This is a genomic window from Microbacterium sp. ISL-59, assembly GCF_018613945.1.
GTDB lineage: Bacteria > Actinomycetota > Actinomycetes > Actinomycetales > Microbacteriaceae > Microbacterium > Microbacterium oxydans_B.
This window is the reverse complement of record NZ_JAGGPG010000004.1, coordinates 107,985-132,616: the sequence shown is the minus strand read 5'-3', so window position 1 is coordinate 132,616 and position 24,632 is coordinate 107,985. Positions and strand designations below refer to the sequence as shown.

Annotated in this window: 22 protein-coding genes; 5 read left to right on the top strand and 17 right to left on the bottom strand. The window is 65.1% G+C overall.

Features of this window, described 5'->3' with window-relative positions; translation table 11 throughout:
- Positions 1-16 precede the first annotated feature (16 nt).
- Positions 17-1,027 (bottom strand): phosphate/phosphite/phosphonate ABC transporter substrate-binding protein, encoded by a 1,011-nt coding sequence (gene phnD / locus J7E45_RS14105; protein WP_215070111.1) that lies wholly within the window; start codon positions 1,025-1,027, stop codon positions 17-19.
- Entirely contained in the window at positions 1,020-1,730 is a 711-nt protein-coding gene (locus J7E45_RS14100) for an HAD family hydrolase (RefSeq protein ID WP_215070110.1), read from the bottom strand. The genes phnD and J7E45_RS14100 overlap by 8 nt, the downstream gene beginning before the upstream one ends.
- Positions 1,731-1,861: 131 nt before the next feature.
- On the opposite strand from J7E45_RS14100, the gene J7E45_RS14095 reads away from it, so the two are divergent.
- Positions 1,862-2,494, top strand: coding sequence for an amino acid deaminase (locus J7E45_RS14095; protein ID WP_308162136.1), 633 nt, complete (start codon positions 1,862-1,864; stop codon positions 2,492-2,494).
- 12 nt (positions 2,495-2,506) lie between these two features.
- Here J7E45_RS14095 and J7E45_RS14090 read toward each other — a convergent pair whose 3' ends face one another.
- The 4 genes from J7E45_RS14090 to J7E45_RS14075 form a co-directional block, all read right to left on the bottom strand.
- Positions 2,507-2,800 (bottom strand): hypothetical protein, encoded by a 294-nt coding sequence (locus J7E45_RS14090; RefSeq protein ID WP_215070109.1) that lies wholly within the window; start codon positions 2,798-2,800, stop codon positions 2,507-2,509.
- Between the two features lie 21 nt (positions 2,801-2,821).
- Entirely contained in the window at positions 2,822-3,148 is a 327-nt protein-coding gene (locus J7E45_RS14085; protein WP_215070108.1) for a hypothetical protein, read from the bottom strand.
- Positions 3,149-3,242: 94 nt separating this feature from the next.
- Entirely contained in the window at positions 3,243-4,280 is a 1,038-nt protein-coding gene (locus tag J7E45_RS14080; RefSeq protein WP_215070107.1) for a methionine synthase, read from the bottom strand.
- Positions 4,281-4,300: 20 nt separating this feature from the next.
- On the bottom strand, positions 4,301-5,302 hold the full coding sequence (locus J7E45_RS14075) for a DUF1852 domain-containing protein (RefSeq protein ID WP_215070106.1): 1,002 nt from the start codon (positions 5,300-5,302) through the stop codon (positions 4,301-4,303).
- Between the two features lie 125 nt (positions 5,303-5,427).
- Between J7E45_RS14075 and J7E45_RS14070 the strand changes: the two genes are divergently transcribed.
- The gene (locus tag J7E45_RS14070; RefSeq protein ID WP_215070103.1) at positions 5,428-6,369 is read left to right on the top strand and encodes a LysR family transcriptional regulator; all 942 of its coding nucleotides are present in this window, start codon (positions 5,428-5,430) and stop codon (positions 6,367-6,369) included.
- On the opposite strand, the gene J7E45_RS14065 is transcribed toward J7E45_RS14070, so the two are convergent.
- The 11 genes from J7E45_RS14065 to J7E45_RS14015 all read right to left on the bottom strand — a co-directional run bounded on the left by J7E45_RS14065 (position 6,312) and on the right by J7E45_RS14015 (position 18,623).
- Entirely contained in the window at positions 6,312-7,157 is an 846-nt protein-coding gene (locus J7E45_RS14065) for a creatininase family protein (protein ID WP_215070101.1), read from the bottom strand. The two genes, J7E45_RS14070 and J7E45_RS14065, sit on opposite strands and share 58 nt — an antisense overlap.
- A 10-nt stretch (positions 7,158-7,167) precedes the next feature.
- Entirely contained in the window at positions 7,168-7,884 is a 717-nt protein-coding gene (locus J7E45_RS14060) for an NAD(P)-dependent oxidoreductase (RefSeq protein ID WP_215070099.1), read from the bottom strand.
- Positions 7,885-7,897: 13 nt separating this feature from the next.
- Positions 7,898-9,163, bottom strand: coding sequence for a mandelate racemase/muconate lactonizing enzyme family protein (locus tag J7E45_RS14055; RefSeq protein ID WP_215070097.1), 1,266 nt, complete (start codon positions 9,161-9,163; stop codon positions 7,898-7,900).
- Positions 9,160-11,505: a family 78 glycoside hydrolase catalytic domain gene (locus J7E45_RS14050; protein WP_308162161.1), complete on the bottom strand. Its 2,346-nt coding sequence runs from the start codon at positions 11,503-11,505 to the stop codon at positions 9,160-9,162. The genes J7E45_RS14055 and J7E45_RS14050 overlap by 4 nt, the downstream gene beginning before the upstream one ends.
- Before the next feature lie 10 nt (positions 11,506-11,515).
- Positions 11,516-12,484 (bottom strand): alpha/beta hydrolase fold domain-containing protein, encoded by a 969-nt coding sequence (locus J7E45_RS14045; protein ID WP_215070092.1) that lies wholly within the window; start codon positions 12,482-12,484, stop codon positions 11,516-11,518.
- Positions 12,485-12,576: 92 nt separating this feature from the next.
- Positions 12,577-13,476, bottom strand: a complete 900-nt coding sequence (locus J7E45_RS14040) for a carbohydrate ABC transporter permease (RefSeq protein ID WP_215070090.1) — start codon at positions 13,474-13,476, stop codon at positions 12,577-12,579.
- Complete coding sequence (locus J7E45_RS14035; protein WP_215070088.1) at positions 13,466-14,395, bottom strand: carbohydrate ABC transporter permease; 930 nt, start codon at positions 14,393-14,395, stop codon at positions 13,466-13,468. Before J7E45_RS14035 ends, J7E45_RS14040 begins: the two co-directional genes overlap by 11 nt.
- Positions 14,395-15,540: a sugar ABC transporter substrate-binding protein gene (locus J7E45_RS14030; protein ID WP_215070086.1), complete on the bottom strand. Its 1,146-nt coding sequence runs from the start codon at positions 15,538-15,540 to the stop codon at positions 14,395-14,397. Before J7E45_RS14030 ends, J7E45_RS14035 begins: the two co-directional genes overlap by 1 nt.
- A gap of 189 nt (positions 15,541-15,729) precedes the next feature.
- Positions 15,730-16,440, bottom strand: a complete 711-nt coding sequence (locus J7E45_RS14025; RefSeq protein ID WP_215070084.1) for a PIG-L deacetylase family protein — start codon at positions 16,438-16,440, stop codon at positions 15,730-15,732.
- Positions 16,437-17,663 carry a mandelate racemase/muconate lactonizing enzyme family protein gene (locus tag J7E45_RS14020; RefSeq protein WP_251054266.1) on the bottom strand — a complete coding sequence of 409 codons (1,227 nt, stop codon included), beginning with the start codon at positions 17,661-17,663 and terminating at the stop codon, positions 16,437-16,439. Before J7E45_RS14020 ends, J7E45_RS14025 begins: the two co-directional genes overlap by 4 nt.
- Positions 17,664-17,867: 204 nt before the next feature.
- Positions 17,868-18,623, bottom strand: a complete 756-nt coding sequence (locus J7E45_RS14015; protein WP_215070082.1) for an SDR family oxidoreductase — start codon at positions 18,621-18,623, stop codon at positions 17,868-17,870.
- Between the two features lie 192 nt (positions 18,624-18,815).
- Here J7E45_RS14015 and J7E45_RS14010 point away from each other — a divergent pair, with 192 nt between their 5' ends.
- The 3 genes from J7E45_RS14010 to J7E45_RS14000 all read left to right on the top strand — a co-directional run bounded on the left by J7E45_RS14010 (position 18,816) and on the right by J7E45_RS14000 (position 24,514).
- Positions 18,816-19,631 carry a FadR/GntR family transcriptional regulator gene (locus tag J7E45_RS14010; RefSeq protein WP_215070079.1) on the top strand — a complete coding sequence of 272 codons (816 nt, stop codon included), beginning with the start codon at positions 18,816-18,818 and terminating at the stop codon, positions 19,629-19,631.
- A 230-nt stretch (positions 19,632-19,861) separates the two neighbouring features.
- A complete protein-coding gene (locus tag J7E45_RS14005; protein WP_215070077.1) occupies positions 19,862-22,339 on the top strand; it encodes a hypothetical protein in 2,478 nt (825 codons plus the stop codon).
- A 36-nt stretch (positions 22,340-22,375) separates the two neighbouring features.
- Positions 22,376-24,514: a beta-galactosidase gene (locus J7E45_RS14000; RefSeq protein WP_215070075.1), complete on the top strand. Its 2,139-nt coding sequence runs from the start codon at positions 22,376-22,378 to the stop codon at positions 24,512-24,514.
- The last annotated feature ends 118 nt before the right edge of the window (positions 24,515-24,632 follow it).

Below are 24,632 nucleotides of genomic sequence, written 5' to 3'. Positions count from 1 at the left end.
TTCTCAGTTCTGCGTGTCAGTTCGAGAACTCGGCGAGGATCTCGCCGTAGCGGGTGATCTCGTCCGGGGCGGTCTCGCTGGTCCAGTCGGAGAGTCCGACGAGGTCGAACATCACGGACGCCGCCTCTTCGGACGAGTCGGCGTAGCCGTCCAGCAGCTCGGTGAGCTCCGCGACGAGGTCGTCGGGAAGCGTCGAGGTCACCGCGACGCCGCCGTTGGGGATCATCTCGGTGTAGGCGAAGGCCACGACCTTCTCGGCGATGTCCGGGGCCTCTTCGGTCACGGTCGTGCGGGCATCCCAGTATGCGAACGAGACCTCGGCGTCGCCGTTGTATACGGCGAGGACCGCGTTGTTGTTGCCTTCGACGGGCACCTGCGTGATGCTGGCATCCGTGTCGACGCCCTGTTCGCGCATCGCGACGACGGGGTACTGGTAACCCGCCGGCGACGTGGCTGCCTGCAGGGCGACCTTCGTGCCGTCGCCGATCTCACCGAGCGCCTCGATGCCGGCGGGACCGGAGCCGGTCGCGTCGGCGGCGGCCTCTTCGATGCCGTTGCAGTAGGAGAGCTCGATGCCACTGGCCGCGTAGGTCGACATGACCGGCTCGTCCTCGCAGTACTTGTCGGGGTTGTTCGTGTACGCCACCGACGCGTACGAGGTGGCGCCGAAGCGCACGTCGCGGAGGATGAGCTCGGCGTCGTAGCGCTCGGTCGCGTTGTACAGCGATCCGGCGTCGGTGATGATGACCTGTGCCTGGTCGGTGCCGAGCGCCTCGACCGTGGCGGCGTAGTCGGAGGCGACGACCCCCTTCACCTCGATGTCGAGGGTCTCTGACAGGTAGGTGGTGAGCGGGTCGAGGGCCTGGGCGAGGTCTTCGCCCTCGACCGACGGCACCAGCGAAAGGGTGATGGAGGACGGCCATTCGGTCGTCTCGTCTGCCGTCTCGGCGGGTGCGCTGCTGCTGCAGCCGGCGAGCGCCAGGACGGCGACGGCGGCGATGCCCGTGGTGAGCAAGGACTTACGCATTCGGATCGTGCCTTTCGGTGAGGGTGGTGCTGCGGGGGGTACTGGAAGCCGCAGTCGCGGCCCAGGCTTCGATGTCGCCGTAGAGGTCGGCGATGGTCCGACCGCGCATCGTCACGGCGGCCGGGGAGCGTTCGGCGGTGGCGCCAACGAGCGCCGTGGCGGCACCCTGCGCGGCGGCCGGCGCGAGATCGAACTCGAAGATGTCACCGACCGAGAGCACCGGCCCCTCGGCGACCGCCGCCTGGATGATGGGGATGAGCCCCGAGGGCTTGCCGACCGTGAAGTGCAGGTCGTCGAACAGGTGAGTGATGCCCCACCCGTCCAGGACGGGGCGGATGCCGGCACCGGGCGCATTGGTCGCGAGCACCAGCCGGACCTGCGGGTGGACACGGGTCAGGAAGTCGGCGAGCCCGGTCGGCGGCACGATCGCCGCGTGCTCGGAACCCAGCAGCGCCCGCGACGACTGGTAGGCGGCTTCGAGCGCATCGGCGGTCACGCCCTGCCCGGAGGCGAGTGTGCTGATCACGTCGTAGCCGTCGCGGGCGTCGGTCTCGCCGCGTTCGAAGGCGGCGAGGTCGGACATCGCGCGATCCGCGAACATCGGGTCGTCTGCGGAGATGGCGACCGCGCGGGCGAAGGCTTCGAGCGGCCCCGCGCCGAGCGCGATGGTGCCGTCGAAGTCGAGGACGATAGTGGGGAGCACGGTTCTCCTGGTCAGGATCGGGACGATGCGTCCATACTTACAGTCATTTATGGACGATACGACCATCCTGTGTGAACAGTGCGTGAACTCCGATTCCGGTGCCGGCATCCGCGCCCGCTACGCTCATCGTCGTGATCGATCGATTGGATGCGGCGGCCGCCGCGCACGATGCCGCAGACCTGCTGTCGATGTTCGACTGGCTCGGTCCGGCGATCGATGCCGATGCTCGGGACGACCGCTTCGCCCGCTGGGGCCGATCCACCGCCGTGGACGAGAACGTCGGAGCGCCCGTGCTGTCTCGGTCGATGTTCGAGGCGCTGCACGACCGCGCGGGCCTGGAGTCGGCGTGGCCGGTCGGCAACGCCGGGCTGCTGCACGTGTACGGCTATCTGCTCTCCACCACGCCCACGCCTTACGGCCTGAAGCGCGACCGGTGGCTCGGCGGCGAGCTGGCCCGCGCGTGCGGGCTGGCCACCGACGCGTTCGTCCCTTGGGTCGGCGAGCGCACGCTCCTCGACCGCGTGACCGAGACCGCCGAGAGACTCATCGTCGGCGCGCCGGCGCGACGGCAACGGCTCGGCGATCTGGAGGCCATCGTCGCGATCGCCGATCGGCAACCGCACCCCTCGGCACTCGCCTACGCGCTCGACTCACCCACGCAGGGCCGCCGGCTCATCACGATGTTCCCCGTCGCTGAGCCTGCCGCGCTGCTCGCCGACCTCGACGCCTCACCCCCGCGCCTCCGGTGGAACGCCGTGGCGTGAGCGCCCTATCGTTCAGAGCTGATCGAGGACGAGCTCACCGCGCGAGTTCAACTGCTCCATCATGTGCGTGACCCGGTTGGCCTCGATCTTCGCCATCTTCGCCTGGTCGAATTCGAAGACCAGCGGGATGCTCGGGTGCACCCAGATGGTCAGCCGCCCCGACGGAGTCTCGGACGTGGGGAGCCAGGTCATCATGAAGCTCTCGTTGCGCCGCAGCTTCGTGCCGATCACGATCTTGAGGTGCGCCAGAGTCGTGTCGTCGATGTCGATCGCGGGTCGCGAGCTGTTGTACTCCAGAGTTCCCATGAGAAGAACTGTACGCGCGGTCTAGCCGAGCTCGTACTCCTGGCCCTCGGGTGCGTCGAGGGGCGGCCCCGACGGCGACTCGACACCGCGGGTGAGCGCCTGCAGACGACGGACCAGTTCGGGATCCTCCAGCTCAGGTCCGCTGCCGGTGATCGCCTTCGCCACGATCTGGCTGGCCGGACCGATCAGGAACTTCGCCGACACGACAGTGCCGTCCTGCTCCCGCACCGGTATCTCGACGATCTCCGCACGCTCCTCCTCCCCCAGCGCGCGCCCGTACTCCAGCAGGGCGTCCGCGATGTCGTCACCGGTCAGGAACTCGTCGCCGCCATACAGGATCGATCGCATACTGCCGTTCTACGGCACGTCCGCCGGATCCCCGCGCCCCTTGCCCACGCACCCGGTGGGTGCTAGCGGCGCGCGATCTCGGTGTCGGCGGCGGTCAGGCGTCGACCGCGGCGAGCTCTTCGCGAAGAAGAGCGGCACCCGCGCTGAGTGCGCGCAGCTTGCCGCGGGCGACGTCGCGGGGCAACGGCGCCAGGCCGCAGTTCGTGCTCGGCACGAGCTTGTCCGCATCGACGAAACGGAGCGCGTTGCGGAGGGTTTCCGCGACTTCTTCCGGCGTCTCGATGGTCTCGCTGGCGACGTCGATGGCCCCGAGCATGACCTTCTTGCCCCGGATGAGTTCGATGAGGTCGAGGGGAACGTGGGAGTGGTGGCTCTCGAGCGAGATGGTGTCGATGCTCGAGCGCTGCAGCAGCGGGAACGACGTCTCGTACTGCCGCCACTCCGCCCCGAGGGTAGCCTTCCAGTCGGTGTTCGCCTTGATCCCGTAGCCGTAGCAGATGTGCACCACGGTCTCGGCGCGCAGCCCCTCGGCCGCCCGCTCGAGCGCCGCGACGCCCCAGTCCCGCACGTCGTCGAAGAACACGTTGAACGCCGGCTCGTCGAACTGGATGATGTCGACCCCCGCCGCCTCGAGTTCTCTCGCCTCCTGATTGAGGATCGTCGCGAACTCCCAGGCCAGCTTCTCGCGGCTCTTGTAGTGGCGGTCGTAGAGAGTGTCGATCATCGTCATCGGGCCGGGCAGCGCCCACTTGATCGGCTGATCGGTCTGCTGGCGGAGGAACTTCGCGTCCTCGACGAACACGGGCTTCTCGCGACCCACGGCGCCGACGACCGTCGGCACGCTGGCGTCGTAACGGTCGCGGATGCGGACGGTCTCCCGCTGGTCGAAGTCGACGCCGGAGAGGTGCTCGATGAAGGTCGTGACGAAGTGCTGGCGGGTCTGCTCGCCGTCGCTGATGATGTCGAGACCCGCGAGGCGCTGCTCCTGGACGGCGATGCGCAGCGCATCCTGCGTGCCCTCGACCAGCGCCTCCCCCTCCAGCTTCCAGGGAGACCAGAGGGTCTCCGGCTGCGCGAGCCAGGACGGCTTGGGCAGGCTGCCGACGATCGAGGTGGGAAGGAGCGTGTTCACGATCGGCGATTCTCCGGTCATCATCCGACGGAGACCAGGGAGGCGACGGAGCCGGCGGCCCACTGCTCGAGCAGCTCACCGTGCGGCTTCATCAGGTGCTCCTCCGTGTACTTCCCCTGCTCGGCCGCGAGCCGGCTGCGCTCGTCGCGGTCGTAGGCGATCTTCGTCACCGAGTAGTCCTGCTGCTCCAGGCTCGGCTGATAGATCTTCGCTGCGGCCGAGTTCGCGTTGTAGATCTCCGGTCGGTAGATCTTCTGGAACGTCTCCATCGTGCTGATCGTGCCGATGAGCTGCAGGTTCGTGTAGTCGCCGAGCAGGTCGCCGCAGAAGTAGAACGCCAGCGGCGCGACGCTGCCGCGCGGCATGAAGTACCGGACCGAGAGACCCATCTTCCCGAAGTACGCGTCGGTCAGCGACGGGTCCTTCTGCTCGTATTCGACGCCGAGGATCGGGTGGTGGTTCTCGGTGCGACGGTAGGCCTTGCTCGTCGAGACGCTGATGCAGATCACCGGCGACACCGCGAAGCGCTCCCGGTAGGCCTCCGAGTCGAGGAAGTGCTGGAAGAGCTTGCCGTGCAGGTCGCCGAAGTCGGCGGGAACGGTGAATCCACCTGCGGCTGCCGTCGCGGCCGGAAGCCGCACGCTGAAGTCGAAGTCCCGCACATAGGACGAGAAGTTGTTCCCCACGATCCCGTGGCTGCGCTTTCCGGTGAGGCGGTCGACGATCTGGATGTCGAGGACCTCGAGCAGCGGAAACTCCTGGTCCTCGCCCGCTGCGGCGAACTGGACCGCGACGGAGACGATCTCGAGTTCGACGGTGTAGCGGTCGCCGTTCGGGTTGTCCCAGTCCGCGAGATCGTTGAACCGACGGTCGATCATCGACAGGGCGTTGCGGAGGTTCTGCTGGCGGTGCTCACCGCGCGCCAGGTTGGCGAAGTTCGTGGTGATCCGGGAGTTGTCCGACGGCGAGTAGTCCTCGTCGAAGCGGGTCGTCGTGATGCGGAACGTGAAGTCGTGGGCCATGAGGTTGCCAATCGGTGAGCTGATCGGCCGGGCTCGGCCTCGCGAAAGGGGGTGTTTCCATGGTGCAGTGCGAGCACCCCTATCGAGAAATGTCCTGTGGCTATGCCGTGGCATAGTCTGAGGCTATGGCCAAGCGTTCGAGCGGCATCACCCTGCAGCAGCTCACCTATTACATCGAGGTCGCCGCGGAAGGATCCATCAGCGCCGCCGCCGACCTGCTCTACGTCGCGCAGCCCACGATGTCGGCGGCGATGAAAGACCTCGAGAGCCGAGTGGGCCGTGTACTCCTCCTCCGCTCCGCGCGCGGCGTGACGCTCACCACCGATGGCGTGGAGTTCCTCGGATACGCCCGGCAGGTGGTCGAGCAGGTCGCGCTCCTCGAACAGCGCTACCTCGACCGGCCGCCGTCTCGACGCCTGCTCGGGGTGTCGACGCAGCACTACTCATTCGCGGTCGACGCGATGGTGCGGATGGTGAAGGCGACCTCGGCGGCCGAGTACGAGTTCTCGCTGCGGGAGACGCGCACGTGGGACATCATCGAAGACGTCCGCACCCTCCGCAGCGAGTTGGGGATCCTGTACCGCAACGACTTCAACCGCAACGTCATCGACAAGCTGCTCCGCGACTCCGGACTCGCGTTCCACCCGCTCTTCGTTGCGGAGCCGCACATCTTCATCTCCCGCAAGAATCCCCTCGCCTCGCGGGATCGTGTGAGCCTCGACGACCTCGCCGAGGTGCCGCGCCTGACCTTCGATCAGGGTGCGAACAACTCCTTCTACTTCGCCGAGGAGATCCTCTCGACCCTCTCGAGCTCGCAGGAGATCCGGGTCTCCGACCGCGCGACGATCTTCAACCTCATGATCGGGCTCGACGGGTACACCATCTCGACGGGCATCATCAGCGACGACCTCGACCCCGAGATCGTCGCCATCCCGCTCGACGTCGACGAGCGCATCGAGATCGGCTGGATCGGCCACTCCGCGATCCCGCTCACCGAGCAGGCGCAGCGCTACCTCGCCGAGCTACGCACCGTCGTCTCGGGGTTCGGGGTGGAACTGCTCGGGTGAGCTCGAAGTCCTGCGGGTCCCGCATTCGGCGAGCGCGGAGGCAGCTCCTGGAACCATCGGGCGAAGGCCACGGTCTGTTCGACGAAGCTCTCCACCAGCTCGGCACCCCAGGCAGGGTCCGAACGACTCGGGTCCCCGAGCGCGCCATCCGCCGAGAGCTCTTCGAACGGGCGGGGAAAGTCGAAGCGCGCGCCGGGCGGGTCGGTGAAACCGTTGAGCGCCGATCGCGGCCCGGACGCCGTCAGCCGATCCACCCGTACCAGCTCGGCATCGCACTCGAAAGCAAGCGACGTCTCCACCTCGCAGGCGTGGTGGTACTGCTCTCCGGCCCGGAGGCGGGTGGCGGTCTTCTCACGCAGAACCGTATCCCACATGACATGCGCGATCCGCCGACCGGTCTCGTCGCCGACTTCTCGCGCCACGAGGCGCGCGATGTCGCAGTTGCCGCCGTGTCCGTTCACGATGAGGACGCGATCGATGCCGTGACGGATGAGGGAAAGGCAGATGTCCCTGAGTACGAGCCGCAGGCTTTCCGGACGCAGACTGAGTGTGCCGCTGAAGGCGAGATGATGTTCAGAGGCGCCGTACGGCATCGGTGGACACAGCAGTGAGTCCGCGGCGAGCGCGGCATCGACGCGGCGCGCCATCTCCGTCGCGACGGCGATGTCGGTGCGCAACTCGAGGTGCGGACCGTGCTGCTCGATCGCGCCGATCGGGATCAACGCGATCTTCGCACGCGCGAACCGCGCAGCCGCTTCCTCGGTCGTCAGTCGTGCGATCTCCACCATCGCCACCTCCTCAACTCATGGCCGTCTGGCGCACCGCGGTCGGCGCCCAGCCGAGCCCTGCCAGCGCCTCGCTCACATCAACCTGCTCCGACGTGCGATCGCCGCTGATCGCGAAAGTCCTGAACCCGGAGGGACGGCGACGCACGGCCGCGACGAAGGCGGCGGCCGTGTCGGTGCCTGAGGTCATGACGTCGGCATGCTCGTGGTTCGCATCCGCTGCCCAGATCTCGTCGCCCATGGGGAGCACCAGCCGCAGTACGGTGACGTCGACCCCGTGCCGCACCGCCACCGCGCGGGCGACCTCCTCCCCCAAGCGCTTCGAGAGCCCGTACGCATCCACGGCATCGGGCAGGTCGCCGGCGGCGGCGTTCCGGAAGTCTGCGAACACAGACATCGAGCCGGCGATCACGACATGTGCGACGCCGCACTCCACGGCGACCTCGAGCGCCGTGTGCAGGCCGAGCACGTTCACCTCGAATTGGCTCTGTGCCCAAGACAGTCCGCCCCACCCGTCTTTCGTGCCCATCGCCAGGTAGACGACCACATCGGCATCGCGCAGCGCCACCCGCAGCGAGTCCGCGTCCTGTACGTCGACATCGACCGTCGATGCCCAGGCGACGGGGGGTACGCCGGCACGATCCGCCACCACCACTTCCCCGAGCCCGGCGACGGCGGGCCCGATGAGTCGCCCCACGTGTCCTGCTCCGCCGATCATCACTATGCGCACGTGGGCACTCCTTTCACAGCAGGCGCGGCGCCACGGCCGCGCTCTGGTACATGCGATCGAACTCCGCTGAGCCGTCATCCTCGGCGATCGCGAGCCTGGCACCGCGCGGCTGCACGGGGAAAGAGGCGTTCAGGGTGGCTTCGGTCCACAGCTGCTCCGCCGACACGAACTGCCTGGCACCGTGGCCCGGTGCGTCGAACGTCAACAGGGTGCGCGTGCGCGCGGGGCGGTATCCGGAAGGCACCCTGAACTCTTCCAGCAGCTCCTCATCAACCATGACGCCGAGGCCCGGATCGTCGGGCACTCGCACATGGCCTTTGCGCACGGTGAGCGGATCGACCAGGATGTCGCGCTCGTAGATGTGCGAGACGGTGACCGCGGGACGCCGGGCCGGCGCGCACACCGCCCCCATATGCGACACCCACGCAGATGTGAGGCCCGTGCCGCACATCTGCAAAAAGCAATCTTTGCGAAAAGCATCGATCAGATCGACTTCGGCGAACAGGCGCACCGGATCAGACGGGTCCAGGACGAAGCCGTCCATCGCATCATCACGGAGCCAGCGCGTGGCGAAGCCGATGTCGAAGTGCTCGAACAGCGGAAGTGTGAGGGCGTCACGCAGCCGGCGGTGACCGTCGACATCTGTACGGCCGATCGGGCTTTCGAAGAGCTCCACGGCCTCGTGTCGCTCGACCTCGCGCAGCACGGGCAGCGCCTGCGAGGCGTTCACGAGCATGGAGTTCCAATCGAGCTCGATGCCGTACCCGGGGCCGGTCGCCGCAGCCACGGCATCGAGCTGCTCGAACACGTCGAACCAGGGCCGCGCCTTCACCTTGTGAGTGATGTAGCCCGCAGCCTGCGCTTCGGCTGCCTCACGGGCGAGCAGTTCCGGCGGCATCTTCGTGCTCCACCACGATGCCGGCGTCCATTCGCGTACCTGCCGTCGGCCGAACAGCTGATGCACGGGAACCTCGAGCGCCCTGCCGAGCGCGTCATACAGGGCCATCCGCAGGCCCACACCGACGTCCTCGCCCCGCGCCAGCACCTCGTGCAGTGTCCTCCCGACCGCCCACGCTGCAATTGCGTCGCTCGTGACCCCGCCTGTGTAGTACACGAGGGTCTCGCCGACGCCGGCGACCGCGGCGGAGTCGGTACGCACGGTGGTTACCTCGAGAACCTCCCAGTAGGGATTGATCAGGCCCAGCCAGGGGGCGAGGTGCGAGCGGAAGGGCGAGCGGATCCAGGTGCGCTCCACGACCGTGATCCGCGGCACCGTCATGCGAGCATCCCGGCGCCGCCGTGCTCCATGGCTCTGCGGGGAGCGATCGCGAGCGCGGCGTCGCCCAGCTGACCTTCCACTTCCATGGTTGTGAGCGTGAGCTCGTGAAGACCCGCGCCTAGTTCGATCTCGGCCCCGGGGAGGTCGCGGAACGTGGCGGTGACGCCCTCAGGAATCCGGATCCGTGCATCGAAACCGAAATCTCCTCGCTCCCATCGCACCTCCACACGTCCGTGCGGCGTCAACAGACTGGTGTCCGCCCACTCGAGATCGCCACCGGGGCGAGGGGCAATGAGCACCCTGGCATAGCCGGGTTCCAACGGTGCGATGCCGCCCATCACGCGGTGCATCCAGTCCGCCACGGCGCCGAGCGCATAGTGGTTGAAGCTGGTCATCGCACCGGGGTTGATCGTTCCGTCAGGAAGCATCGAGTCCCATCGCTCCCAGATGGTGGTGGCCCCCATCGTGACGGGATACAGCCACGAAGGGCACTCCTGCTGCAGGAGAAGTCGATACGCGACCTCAAGGTGTCCCGTTGAAGTCAGGGCGTCCATGATGAATGGCGTACCGGCGAAACCTGTCGAAATACGGCAACCGCCTTCCACGACGAGCTCCGCGAGCCTTCGCCCGGCCCACGCGTTCTCCTGGTCGGTGAGCAGTTCGAACGCGATCGCCAGCGCATAGACCGTCGTGCAATCGCTGTGAATGTGCTCGTTGCCGACGTAGGCCCCATGGAACGCGTCGCGCAGCTCTTCGGCATACCGTGCGAACTCTTCCGCGACGGCGGCGTCATCGAGTTCGCTCGCCACCTCGGAGATGATCCGTGCCGTGCGGAAAGTCGAGGCGGTTGCAACAACGCCAGGGTCGGCCTTCGCCTGCTCCGCCCGTTCGGGGGGCGCGTCGGGATCCAGCCAGTCGCCGAACTGGTATCCGTCTTCCCACACGCCCCTCTCTGACAGGAGACCACGCACCCGGCGGCCGTGCGCGACCATCGCAGGAAGCGCCTCGCGCAGCGCTTCTCTGTCTCCGTAGGCCTGCCAGAGCGACCACGGGACCCAGGCTGCCGCGTCGCTCCACACCGCGGTGGAGTTTCGTTGCGCCGAGCCCTCCGGCTGCGCCATGTACTTGAGGACGTCGGGAACCACCCACGGCACGAATCCGTCCTGATGCTCCTGTTCGACCGCGAGATCTCTCAGCCAGTCGCGAAGAAAGCCTCCTACGTCGTAGAGGAAAGCCGCCGTGGGGGCGAAGACCGCGAGGTCGCCCGTCCAACCGAGCCGCTCGTCGCGTTGCGGGCAGTCCGTGGGGAGGTCGAGGAAGTTGCCTCGCATGCCCCAGATGACGTTCCGGTGCAGTTGATTGAGGAGGGGGTTCGAGCATTCGAAGCTCCCCAGACGGCTGAGCTCCGAGTGGACGACGACGGCAGTGAGAGCCTCCGCCGTGATCTGGTCTGCTCCGCCTGGCCATCCGTCGACCTCGACATAGCGGAAACCATGAAACGTGAGGGTCGGTTCGAACTGATCGACTCGACCGCTCAGCGTGAACACGTCCGTCGCTTGCGCGGACCGAAGCGGGCGCGTGCCCAACTCGCCATGTTCGAGCACCTCAGCGTGGCGAAGCGTGATCTGGTCTCCCGGCCGCCCTTGCACCGTCACTCGAACCCAGCCGACGAGGTTCTGGCCGAAATCGACGATTACCTTGCCCGTCGGACTCGTCCAGACATCGACGGGCGAGATGCACTCCTGGCGGCGGACCCCCGGTCCGACATAGGACTCGAGCTTCCGCTTGTCGAACTCGACGACATGCGTGCCTGCCCACGTCGAATCGTCAAAGCCGCTGTTGCTCCACCCGGCCGCTGCCCGGCGAGCATCGATGCGCTGCCCGTCATAAAGACTGTTGAAAGTCGTCTCGCTAGGGCCTGACTTCCAGGACGGGTCTGTCGCGACGAGTTGGACGTGGCCGTCCTCGAACTCCACCCGCAGCTCGATCAACGCAGCGAGCTCTTCACCATATGGAGGCTTTCTATCGAAGCCCAGCTTCTCGCGGTACCAACCATTGCCAAGCGCCGCCGCGAGGACGACCCGGTCTCGCGCGGGCGTCGCGACCTGCTCGGTGACGTCGTATTCGGCCACTCGGAGCCGCCATTCGTAGCTCGTCCAGCCGGGCAGCAGCACATCATCCGTGGCGAGGATGCCGTTGATGTACGGCTCGACCACGCCCAGGGCTGTGACCCGCAGGGTCGCGCCGATGACGGGACCGTGTCCTCCGTCGAGCGCAAACTCCGTTCGGAGGAGGGGCGCGCCGTCGAACTCCTCGTCGGCGGCGATGAAGTCGCCGATCATGTGAGCCATGTCAGTCAAGTTGGGGTCTCCCGTCGAGTGGCGGATGGTTGGTCGTGGCAGTGTCATCGAACGACGTTGCCTGAGATTCGTCGAAGACCCCGTCGAGAAAACCGAGTCGCGCGCTCAAGGCGCGCCGCGCGAGGGCGGTCGAGGTGGCACTGTCGAAGCCGTGGAAGGCACCGGGCCAGACGTGCACTTCGACCGGTACGCCGGACTGGCTCAGCCTGCTCGCGAACTCCTGGCCCTCGTCCCGGAAAAGATCGCATTGCGCGATCTCGACGAACGAGCGCGGCCAGCCGGCGAAGTCGGTGGCTCTGGACGGCGCGGCTTCAGCGGGCGGGCCGTTTGAGCCCTTGAGGTACCACGACCAGCTGAGCGCGTTCGAGCTTCGGTCCCAGAATGGAGCATTGAGGTAGTCATACGAGGATGGCGAGGAATTGCGGTCATCGAGTTGAGGCTGGAACAGCAGCATCGCATCAGGGAGTCGGCCTCCGCGCGTCAGGAGTCTGATGACGAGTCCCGCGGCGAGACCGCCTCCTGAGCTTCCGCCGACAAGCGCGATCGACGACCCCGTGCCGGTTCCAGGCCACGAATCGACGAGCTCAGACCATGCGGCATGGACGTCGTCGAGCGGCCCGGGGTACGGATGCTCCGGAACGAGGCGATACTCCGGGACGAACACCGTGACCCCGAGGTGTCCCGCCATCCGAGAATTCCAGTCCAACCCGGTCGTTCGACTTCCCGAAACCAGACCACCGCCGTGGACAGACAGTATCGCTCCTCGCACACGCGCCCGGGCGGGCGAGATTCGCAACGACCGCACGCCGCCGAGCTCGACGTGCTCGATGGTCACGCCCCGGTCGCGCTCGACTTCGTCGATGGGAGGCACTGCCGACAGGTCTCGCTGCCTCATGATTCGAACGTCCTCTTCGTCGCCGAGGAAAGGGCGGTTCGGCGACTCGGAAGGCAGGTAGGTCATCAGCTCCGGATCGAACGGCGGACCGCTGATGACCGTCGCGGTGGGACCACCGACCGCCACCTGACTCGTGCCCGTCTCCGCCCACTGCATCGTCACTTGATTCCACTGATCAAGAGGCCGTCTTTGATCTGCCGGTTGAAGATCAGGAAGACGATCGTCGTGGGGATGACGATGACGACCGCTCCCGCCAGGGTTGCGGGCAGGTTCGTCACGTATTGACCCTGGAAGTACGTCAACCCGACCGAAGGGGTCATCTGTTCGGGCGAATTGAGATACATGAGCGGGCCGAGCAAGTCGTTCCACGAGCCGAGGAAGCTCAGGATGGCCAGAATCGCGATCGGGCCTCTGACCAAGGGGAGATAGACGCGGAAGATGATCCGCCACGTCGAGCATCCGTCCAACACGGCAGCCTCATACATCTCGTGCGGCACCCCGAGGATGAACTGGCGGAGGAAGAAGACCGCGAACGCACTGCCTGTCCAGGCCGGAAGGATCAGTGCCCAGGGTGTATCGATCAGGCCGAGCGAACGGATGATTGTGTACAGCGGGATAAGTGTGATCGCCGCGGGAATAAGCAGCGTGAAAACCGTGACGGCGAACAGAGTCCCGCGTCCTGGAAACCGCAGCTTCGCGATGGCGAACGCGCCCAGCAGGCTCGCGGTGAGGGACCCCACCGTCGCCATCGTCGCGATGAAGAGGCCGTTCAGGATCATCCGCGCCATCGGGACGTCGGCGAAGACGGCGACGTAGTTGTCGAGAGTCCACTCCTGCGGCCAGATCGACGGGGACGTCGCATAGTCCGAACTCGGTCGGAAGGTGGTGATGAGCGTGAGGAAAAGCGGTCCCAGAATGAGCAGAGCCGCGACGATCAGAACGCTGTACGAGAGCACGAGCGTCCGACGGTTCGCCGTGGCCCGCAGCGGCTCCCCGCGGGATTCGAGCTCTGCCATCTCCTCGGCGACGATCCGCTCGGCAGCAGTCTTAAACCTCATAGTTGACCCATCGTTTCTGGACCCGAAGTTGAATCGTGGTCACGATCAGCAGGAGGGCGATCAAGAAGATCGAGAGCGCCGCGGCATACCCCATCTGCAGGCCTGTGAACGCACGATCGTAGATGTAGCGGAGGATGGTCAGCGTGGAGTTGAGCGGTCCGCTCAGGACGTACACTTCGCCGAATGTCTGGAACCCGGCGATGACTCCGGTGATGAGCACGAAGAACGTGGTCGGCGTGAGCATCGGAAGCGTGAGATAGCGGAACCTCTGCCACGCGTTCGCACCGTCGACCCGCGCTGCGTCGTAGTACTCATTCGGAATCGCCTTCAGCCCGGCGACGTAGAGCAGCGCGACGTAGCCGACACCGGCCCAGACGATCATCAGCCCGATCGAGGACAGCGCCCGCTCGGGGGCCATCCAGTTCACCGCTGGCAAGCCGACCATTCGTGCGAACTGATTGAGGATCCCGTCTGCGTCATAGAGGTACATCCAGATGAACGCGACGGCGACGACGGAGCAGGTCGTGGGAAAGAAGAGAGCGAGCCGGAAGAACGTTCCGAACCGCGGGATGCGAGCGAGCGCGAGCCCGAGCCCGAGGCCGATCACGATCTTGGCCGGGACGGTGAGCACCACGAGGAGCAGGGTGTTGCCCAGGGACTTCCAGAACAGCGGATCGTTGAGGGCGGTCTCAAAGTTCTGGAGTCCGATCCACTCAGCGGGACTGATGAGATCCCAGTCCGTGAACCCCAGGGCCAGCCCCTGTACCGCTGAGAAGTAGACGACCAAGAGCCCGAGGCAGATCGGCGCGATGAGAAGGGGAATCCATCGCTTCGCGCCCGCGGTGACACGAGGCGATCTTCGCGTTTCAGAGACCACTTCGGTCTCTTCGACGAGCTTCGGGCTCTCGATCGTCGACATCACTTGCCGCTATCCAAGTAGGCCTGGACGTCCTTGTCGACGCCCTTGAGGATCGCCTCGACGTCAGAGTCGGCACTCTCGAAGATCTGATAGTCGCCGGTCATCTCCGCCGCGACGATCTCGTTGAACTTCGGCACGAACGCCCATCCGGTACCGTTCTCTGTCGCCCGCTCCACGAAGTACTTGTAGTTGGACGGGCCCGCCTGGGATTCGCGCTCGATCGAGGCAGGGTCGGAGATGAGATCCGCGAGCACGGACGCCCCGGTCGCGGAGATCACCTCCTGCGCAGCAGGATCGAACACCACGTACTGCACGAATTCGAGAGCAGCTTCCTTCTTCTTGCTGGCAGCCGTCACCGAGATGCTGTCGGGACCGGCGTAGTTCTTAGGCTCCGACTTTCCGACCGGGTTCGCGACGATGTCCCAATCGAAGTCCTGAATGTCGCGGAAGCCGGGGATCAGCCACGTGCCGTCCAGCTTCATCGCAACCGTGCCGACCGCGAAGGGATCCTTCGTCGTCGACAAATCGGCCGGCCGGGGAGCGACCTTGTCGACGTAGATGAGATCACGAAGCCACGTCTTGTACTCGATCATCTCTTCGGTGTCGAACATAGCGGTGGTGCCGTCGTCCGATACGGGCTGCGCGCCGAACGCCGAGGCGAGCGCCACGGCTGAACCGCCCAGGGGCACCGTGAAGCCGTACTGCCCGTCCTTGGTCATCGCCTTCGCCGCGTCGACGAACTCGTCGATCGTCCAGTCCTCTCGGGGAACCTCGATTCCGGCCTCTTCCATGGCGGTCGTGTTGGCGTAGAGGGTCCCGCCGACGAAGTGCCAAGGGAGGGCGAAGGTCGTCGTCTCGCCGTCGATCTCGGTTTGGCCGACGTCGAGGAGATTCTCGGGGATCAAGTCGAAGTCGGCGGAAAGGTTATCGAGCGGTTCGAGCTGCCCAGCCCGACCCAGTTCCGCCGACTGGAACTGCATGCCGATCACATCGGGTGCCGAGTTCGACGCCAACTGCGTGTTGACCTTGGTCCAGAATGCGCCGTACTCCATCGGTTCGAACTTGACCGTGATGTCGGGGTGCGTGGCCTCGAAGTCATCGATGACCTGCTCCCAGATCGCGAAGTCGGATTCATTGCCCCACATCGAGAATCGAATCTCGCCGGTGGCTCCATCGCCGGCCGACGTACCACCCGGGCTACACGAAACGAGTGCGATCGCACCGATGGCCACGGTGGCGGCGATCAGAGCGCGTCGAGCCTTTGACGCCGCTGTATGGTTGCGCAACATTTCTTGCCTTTCTTGTTCTTGCTTCTTCTTGGCATGGAACGGAGTTCAGACTTCGCCCAGGGGTGGCAACTCCGGTCTGGCAGGGGGGAAAACGGGTACATCTCGAAACTTCTCGGCGTAGTCGACGCCGATCTCGGCACCTCGGCGGCGCGCTTGCTCGATCACGAACTCGACGTAGTCCATGCCGAAGATGTGGTCCAGCCAGGCGCGCTGACTGGCATGCGCGGTGACCATCTCGAGCTTCTTGTCCATGACGTCGGTGATGTCGACGAGGACATCGAGGTTCGGATCGAGGTGCCCGATGGTGTCCATCGTGTAGAGCTTGGGGATCTGCGCCAGCGCCGGCCGTTGTGTCTCCACGAGCCGCACGGCGGAGGGAATCCTCGCATCGGCCGCGATCTGCCCGGCGATGCGGTGATCGGGGTGATAGTCCATGACACTGTGCGCGAGGAGAATGTCCGGTTGGGCCGCGCGGATCACGTCGATGAACGTCGTGCGCGTCTCGCGGTCGTCGAACAACCACTCGTCGTCGTACTCCATGAGAATGAGCTCTGCCCCGATGACATCGCAGGATCGCTGCGCCTCCACCCGGCGGATGCTGGCGATCTCGTCACGCGACAGCGTCTGGGATCCCACGTCGCCATTGGTGGCGACGGCAACGGTGACGTGATGGCCGGCGGCCGCATAGCGCGCGAGCGTGCCGCCGCAGAGGAGGTCGACGTCGTCCGGGTGTGCCCCGATTGCCAAGACGTTCATCTGCCCGCTCCCAACGTTCGACTCAGACTCGGGGTCTTGTACAACGCTCGACCCGCGACGGATATCTCGACATCGACGAGATATCGCACCACGACATCTTCATCGACGCGCATCCCCAGACCCGGTGCGGACGGAACGCGAATCAACCCGTCGACTCCCGGTTCGAGGCGGTCCACGGTGAGATCCCTGGAGACGGCCTTCGCATCGAGTGGGTACTCGCACAAGTCTGCGTGCGGGTCCGAAGAATAGGGCTGCAAGGACGCGCTGAGTGCGAGATGCGAGGTGAACGTGTGATTCACGTACTGGACGCCGGCTCTGGCTGCTTCGTCGGCCACGACGGCCGCCGCCGTGATGCCGCCGATCCGGCCGACGTCGATCTGAATGAAGTCGACCCCGGAATGGTCGATGGCTCCGAGGGCCATCTCCACTGAGTGGCTGCCCTCCCCGCCGGCGAGCTTCACGGTGCGAAGAGCACCCTTGAGCGCACGGTATGCCCTGTCGGCCCCCGGAAAGAACGGCTCTTCGATGAAGCGGACGCCGAAGGCCTCCAAGGCCGGCACCCGGGCGATGGCCGGTTCAGGATCGTGACCCCACACCATTCCCGCGTCGACGAGCAGGTCAGCGTCGCCGATGCCTTCCCGCGCAGCAGCGAGCTGCTCGACGTCGGCCGCGAGAGAACCTCGACCGAAGTCCTGCCACCCGAACTTCACCGCAGTGAAGCCGTCGGCGACAGCCTGTGCGCCGCGGACGCGAGTCTCCTCGGGCGTGATGCCGAACAACACGGATGCATAGGGACGCCGAGGTCGCGGTTCCGCTCGACCGAGCAGTTGATGAACTGGCTCCTCGAAACGATGCCCGAGGAGGTCCCACATCGCGATGTCGATGCCTGACACCGTGTGTGGCGCCTGGAGGAGGTCGAAGGACCTCTCCTTCACCAGCTCCCCGATTCGCGCGATGTCCTGCACCGTGTCCAGCGCCTGTCCCCGCACGGAGTCGATCACGGGGTGGCAGGCGCTGTGGGACATGGGGGCGACAAGGCTGGCGATGCTCGTGAGGGGGGAAGCTTCGCACTCGCCCCATCCGACATGACCGCCGGCTTCGACACGTACCAGAAGGACATCCTGGCTCCCGTCCCCCACGTCCTCGATGACGGGCATCGAGAGGTAGAAGAAGTCGACTGCATCAATTCTCACTGCAACAGCCCCGCATCTCTGTGCCCACATTGGCACTCGCTTGCGCCACCACTCGATGGCTCGGCCAGTCAATCAAAGTGCCACTTGTGTGTCAAGTACGACTTTGGAGCGCTTCCGGTTGCAGACAACACCGAAACCATGCACCATTTGTGTGACAAGTGCGCGGCGCACGGATTCACGTTTCTCGCGCGCCCGTCAAAGAGAGCCGTCATCGCGGGCTCTGACACACCGCTGTCAGGGAGCGATACGGGCGAGCGCCCCTCCGTCGACGACGATCGCCTGCCCATTGATCAGCGACGCGTCGTCGGACAATAGGAAGCCGACGACCTTGGCGATCTCGCGCGGTTGCCCCATGCGGCCCTGCAGGTGAAGCCGTTCGTCAGTCCTTCGCGCTGCGATCGGGTCCGGCGACGCCGCCCACTCGTCCCGGCACATCGCCGTGTCGATCGCGCCGGGGAGGACGGAGTTCGATCGGATACCGACCGGACCGAAGTCGACGGCGAGTTGCCGCGCGAGGGAGACGATTGCGCCTTTCGTCGCGGCATAGGCGAATGCCGATTCGAAGCCCACGAGGGCATGGATCGAACTCAGGGAGACGACGGACCCGCCGGAAGGCATCGCTTCGACGGCAGCCGCACAGCCCCACATCGTGCCGATGAGATTCACATCGATCTGCCGCCGAATGGCGTCGGAGGTCAGCGCGTCCGCGCGCTGATTCTCCTGCACCGCGGCGTTGTTGACCCAACCACTCAAGGTGCCAAGGCTTCGCGCCGCCTCCACCGCCAGAGCATGCGAGGCACGTTCGGAGACATCCCCCTGCACGGCGCGAAAGCGGTCGTCGGCGATCTCGTCGACGCGCGGATCGATATCGAGCCCGACGACCCGCCACCCGGCGTCGAGCAACTCGGCGACCACAGCCCGCCCGATGCCGGACGCCGCGCCCGTCACGACCGCCACGCGGTCACCCGCCGCTTCGCCCGTGGTCTGCATTCTGGCCCTGAAGTCCTTTGTCAGTCCCATCGCGGAACACTCTCGAGACTCTCCGGATCGGAGTCTAGAATCAGTACACACTACTGATCGGCAAACTTGTGTGTCAAGACAAGGCGATTCTAGGCTTTGTGGCAAGAATTTTCAGAGTCTTTCGGTACTGCTGTCATACTTGTGCGACGCGAGTAGCTGGACGTGGACGATCAGGTCGGTGATCAGCACCACACGCCGGGCACACGCACCGCCCCCGGCACCGGCACCTTACGCGTTCACCGAGGAGGAGACGTGGCAGTTTCAGGAAACGGAAAGACCGGCGGTACTTCGATGACCGACGGCGTGGTCGATCAGCTGACCGCCCACTTCGCCGCACAGCACCTCGGAGAGGGTGATTCGATCCCCTCCACCGGCAAGCTCGCCGAAGAGTTCGGCGTCTCTCGCACGGTGATTCGCGAAGCACTCGCGCAGCTCACTGCACGCGGCATGCTGGACCGCCGCCAAGGTCGGGAGGGTGTGATCGCGCAGCCCGGCGCCGAACAACTGTCGACGCTGCTCAGGACCAAGTTCACTTTCGAGTATGTGTCAGCGCACGACCTGCATGCCTTCCGTGAGGTGGTGGAGGTGGGCGCGGTACGGCTCGCAGCGCGGAACCCCTTGCCCCAGACCGTCGCGTTGCTGTCAGATCTGGCCAACGAGCTGCGCACCGAGACCGACGACGAAGCCCGCCTTCGCATCGACATGGAGTTCCACCAGGCCATCGCCACGGCAGCGAATCCCGTCTTCGGCTTCGTGCTGGGTGGTCTCAGCGCGCTGCTGATGGAGTCGCGTCTCGCCGTCTGGGAACGCTACGTCGCTGAAGGCGGACAGGTGGACGTCGCCGTCGATCGGCACGTCGCGCTGCGCGACGCCATCGCCGCCGCCGACCCCGATGCAGCCGAGGCGGCGATGCGCGCCGACCTTGCAGACACCGAGAGCGGTCTGAACAACTTGAACTACAACCTCGCCCAAAACTAAGAGCACAACGGGCCAACTGCCCGCATCAACAATTACTTGACACACAAGTCGACACCTCCTACCGTGAGCAAAGCCATCACTTTGTTTCGCATCCGCGAGCGATCAACACGCGTTCGCCACTGGGAAGGACCCCTGCCGACATGTACGAGATCTCCCTCGAGACACTGGACGAAGATCCGGGCGTAGAGGTCCCGAACAGCGCCGAGATCGTTCGGAAGAACTCACGGTCGATGACCGTCAGATGGGAGGAACGCCCCTCTGCGCAGATCACCGTCCAGACTGCGCGCGGCGGATTCTCCGTCTGGCCCGACGATCTCGAGAAGGTGAACGTGATCGTCGTGCGCGCCCTCGGAGTCGCCCTCGCGACACAGGGGGGCGAGCGCGACTACGACGCCCTGCTCGAACGCGCACTGTCGCCCGGAGTGCCGACAGCGCACGCGGCTTTCGACGGATCCGAAGACTCCTATGACGCTGCGGCAGAGCGCACCCGTCGGCTCAACGGACCCACATGGCTAGGCCTCAGCCGGGACTTCCGCATCTTCAATCTAGGCTTCGCGGGGATCGGCGCCGGGCGCTTGGGCGAGCGCATCCTGAACTGGATCACTCCGCAGCGACACACATTCGGTGTCAAGCTCGACGAGCTGGACTCCGCCGTCGACTACAAGTATTTGATCGGCCGGGGCGCGGGCGCGCAACATGACGTGCGGCGCTCGCTTCTGGAGGGCAGTCTCCCCATCGTCCTGGCGGAGATCCTCGACGGTTCCATCCGCTACGACGTCACGATGTTCGCCGGGTTGGAGAAATCCGACCTCACGCCGGCGACCAACCTCGGCACCGACTACCTCATCGCCGATGTGCACAGCTCCGGTCACATGCTCACCGCCGAGCAGCGCGACACCTTCGACGAACGGTGGGCACGCCATGCTCCCGCGGAGGAGACCGTCATGTACGTCCGTGTGCGTGCGACGAACACGTCATCCGCGCCGCGTCATGCCTTCGTCACGGCTCCAGGCCCGTACGTCGGGGACGAATACGGCGTGAGGGATTTCGAGTTCGCCGACGGATTCAGCCTCTTTTCCGCCGACCGGGTCTTCGCCGCTGTCTCCATCGGTGGCGAACCGGCACGGGATGAGGAGATGAAGCCGCTGCTCCTGCCGGGTGAGTCGGTGGACATCGACTTGTATGTCGTCCATTCGCCCGTCAGCGCGGAGCGCGCTGCGGCATTGCAGGCACGCCGATTCGAGGACGTGCTGGAGACGACCGCCGCGTTCTGGCGCGCGCGTCTGCAGACGGCTGCCACGATCCGGGTTCCCGACCAGCGCATCACCGATATGGTGTCGGCCGGCGCGCTGCACCTCGACATCATCGCCTATGGCGAGGAGCCTGATGGCCCCGTCGCCGCGACCATCGGCACCTACCCGCCGATCGGCTCCGAGAGCGCCCCGATCATCCAGTTCTTCGACTCGATCGGCTGGTCCAACCTCGCTGCTCGATCGTTGAGGTACTTTGAGGAGAAGCAGCATGACGACGGTTTCATGCAGAACTTCAACGGCTACATGCTCGAGACCGAGGCGGCTCTCTGGTCATTCGGTGAGCATTTCCGCTACACCAAGGATCTCGACGCACTCCGTCGTTCCAGACCCGCCATCGAAGGCGCGGTCGGGTACATCCTCGAGCGTCGACGGGTGCAGCGCGCCGCAGGTGTTCCGCACGGACTGATCACGGGCAAGGCCGCGGACCCCGAAGATGACTTCGCCGGGTACATGCTGAACGGATTCGCCTACCTCGGGCTCGCGCGCGCGGCCGAGGTCATGCGTGAGCTCGACCCCGAACTCGCGAGCGGGTGGCAGGCTGCAGCCGACGAGCTGCGGCAGGACATCCGCGCATCACTCGACCACTGGATGTCCCAGTCGCCCGTCGTCCCGCTCGCCGATGGCACGTGGTCACGGACCGTCCCGCCGTGGGCAGGTCAGCCGGGCCCTGTCGTCCTCGATCGCACCGGCGGGCGCTATCTGACGCACGGCACGGTGACGACCCGCGATGCACTCATCGGTCCGATGTGGCTGAACATGCAGGAAGTCATCGATCCGCAGGAGCAGGTGGCTACCGAGATGCTCGAGTACTCGGCCGACCTGCTGATGCACGACAACGCTGCGCTCAGCCAGCCGTACTACAGCCCGCATCTCTACACGAATCTGCGAAGAGGCGAAGTCGGAGCATTCCTGCGCGGCTATTTCACGATGCTCACGTCCCTCGCCGACCGCGAAACCTATTCGTTCTGGGAGCACTACTTCCACGCCAGTCCGCATAAGACCCACGAGGAAGCCTGGTTCCTCATGCAGACGCGATGGATGCTCTACCTCGAGATCGAGAACCGGCTGACTCTCTTCTCCGGCGTCCCGCGCGCGTGGCTCAGCGCCGGCGAAAACATCCGTCTCACTGGTGTCCGGAGCTATTTCGGCGCCATGGACGTCGAACTGACGGTCTCGTCGGACGGCGACCGAGCTCACCTCACCGTCGACCTCGACGAGCAGAGGCTTCCTGCCGAGCTCTTCGTCCGACTTCCGCACGCTGACGGCCCTCGCTCCGCGGATGTGAGCTGCGGCGTCTATGACGAGGCTTCCGAAACTGTGCGGATCGATGCGCCTACCCGGCACGTGGAGCTGGAAATCCGCTGGGGCACGAAGGCTCCTGTATCTGTCAGATGAGAATGCAAAAGCTACATTGATAGGAGGCTTATCCCCATGCGAAAAGACAAACTGTCTACCGGAAGGAATATCGTTGCTGCGACGATATTGACGGCGTGCGCCGTCATATCCAGTGGTTTCTCGACGGCGCAGGCCGTCACCCCGGATGTACCGCCGTTTCCCATCGGCATATTCTGGTCGCCGGACCCCGCGAACACCACGGCCGCCAAATACCAAGAGATCAAAGACATGAACGCGACCTACGCGTTGCTGTCCAACGGAATCTTCGACTACACATTGACGGATGCGGCGCTCACTCAGTGCGCCGCGGCCGGGTTGAAATGCGTCATCCAGGACAACGGACTGGGTTCGAACAAGTTCTACGTGGAGCAGACCGTCGGCAACGACGGGAAGTTCGTGACCAACGCCGTGTCGCTGGGGCAGACCTTCACGACGCCAGCCAATCCGGACACGGCACTCGATACCGTCGAACTGTATATCGACAAGACGAGGTGGACGGCCGGCAGAACTCTGACGCTCAGCCTCTACGACTCGCCGAGTAAGACGACCTTGATCGGAAGCGCCTCGATCACCGGGCCGGTGACCAACGACTCCCCCGTGTTCGGCCTGTACAAATGGCTCACCCCCAACACCACCTACTACATGGAACTCACGAGCAATGATCCCGCCAGCGTCGGCTGGGTCGTCGGAAGCTCGACGGACGTGTACAGCGGCGGCACGGCCTATCAGGGCGGCAGCCCGCTGAGTGCCTACGACTTCTGGTTCAGGCTGCACTACGGGCAGAAGATGTACTCCGGCGGGTCGGTGCCGTCAGCGGCCAAGGTCGCGGAGATCGCGGATCACTACAAGACGAATCCAGGGTTTCTCGGGTACAACCTGACGGATGAACCCCCCGCTCGAATCATGACCGGTCTGCAGGAGACGATGGAACTGTTCCGACAGGAGGATCCGGACCACCTCACGTATATGAACCTCCTCCCGAACTACGCCGCCGATCTCGGGTTCGGCGAACAGACGGGCGTCTTCGTGAGTTCGGCGAGCTCTTCGGGGCAGACCTTCAAGACGAACTCGGGGACGACGAAGATATCCACGATTCAGCTCTACATCGACAACAGTCAGTGGGGCGCGAATGAAGCATTGACTCTCAAACTGTGGGATTCTCCTGCCAAGACCTCGCTGATCTCTCAGCAGACGAAGTCCGTCTCCAGCACCAACTATCCGCAGTTCACTCTGAATGCGACCGTCAGCCCGAACACGGAGTATTACTGGGAGCTCACCCATGACGGTGGCGGCGACAACGCCGTGGGGTGGGTCGTGAAGTCGACGAGCGGAACGGACTGGGAGAAGGACGGGAAGGCTTATGTCGCCGGCAGCCCCTCGGACGGGGACTTCTGGTTCACGATCAACCAGAACCTCACGGCATTCTCCTACGAAGACTACGTCTATCGGTGGGCGAGCAAGAGGCCTGACTTCTTGATGTATGACCACTATCCGTTCAGCGCGAACGGCGGCGAGAGTCCCGAGTACTACTCGAATATGGAGGTCATCCGTCGGCAATCGCTGGCTGCAGACATTCCATTTTGGACCTATATTCAGTCCGTTGGAATTCCGGGCTCCCTCCGGGTTCCCACGGAAGGAGAAATGCGGTACCAGGTGTTCACGAGCCTTGCGTACGGAGCGAAGGGTATCAACTACTTCACCTATGTGACTCCCACCGGACAGGCGGAGACATTCAATGGCGGCATCATTCTGCCGGACGGAACGAAGAGTCCCTTGTACACGTACGCCAAGGATATCAACGCCGCGGTGCAGAAACTGGGGCCCACACTGCTCTCGTTGACCTCGCAGAACGTGTACCACACGGGAACGCTGCCCTCTGGCGCGACCGCGTTGCCTTCGAGTTTCTTCATGCAACCTTCCAACACATCGGATCCGCTCGTCTTCGGCTATTCCACGGACGCTGACGGGCGAAAGTACGTGATGGTCACCAACCGGGATACCGTCAATTCCAGGACGGTGTCGTTCTCGTTGTCACCTAAACCGAGCGCCGTGACAGAGGTATCGAAGACGACGGAAGCCGAGGTGGGTACGAACTATGACCCAGCCACGGGAACCTTGTCATCGAGCTTCGCGCCCGGGGAAGGAAGACTGTACGCCCTGCCGCCGACCCCCTAGCGCCAGGCGTGTCCCCGAGCTCGTCACGAGCTCGGGGACACCCTCCTCCGACGGCCCCTCGGCGACCATCTGGCCGTCCTTCATCGCGATCAGATGGCTCGCGCGGACCGAACCGAAC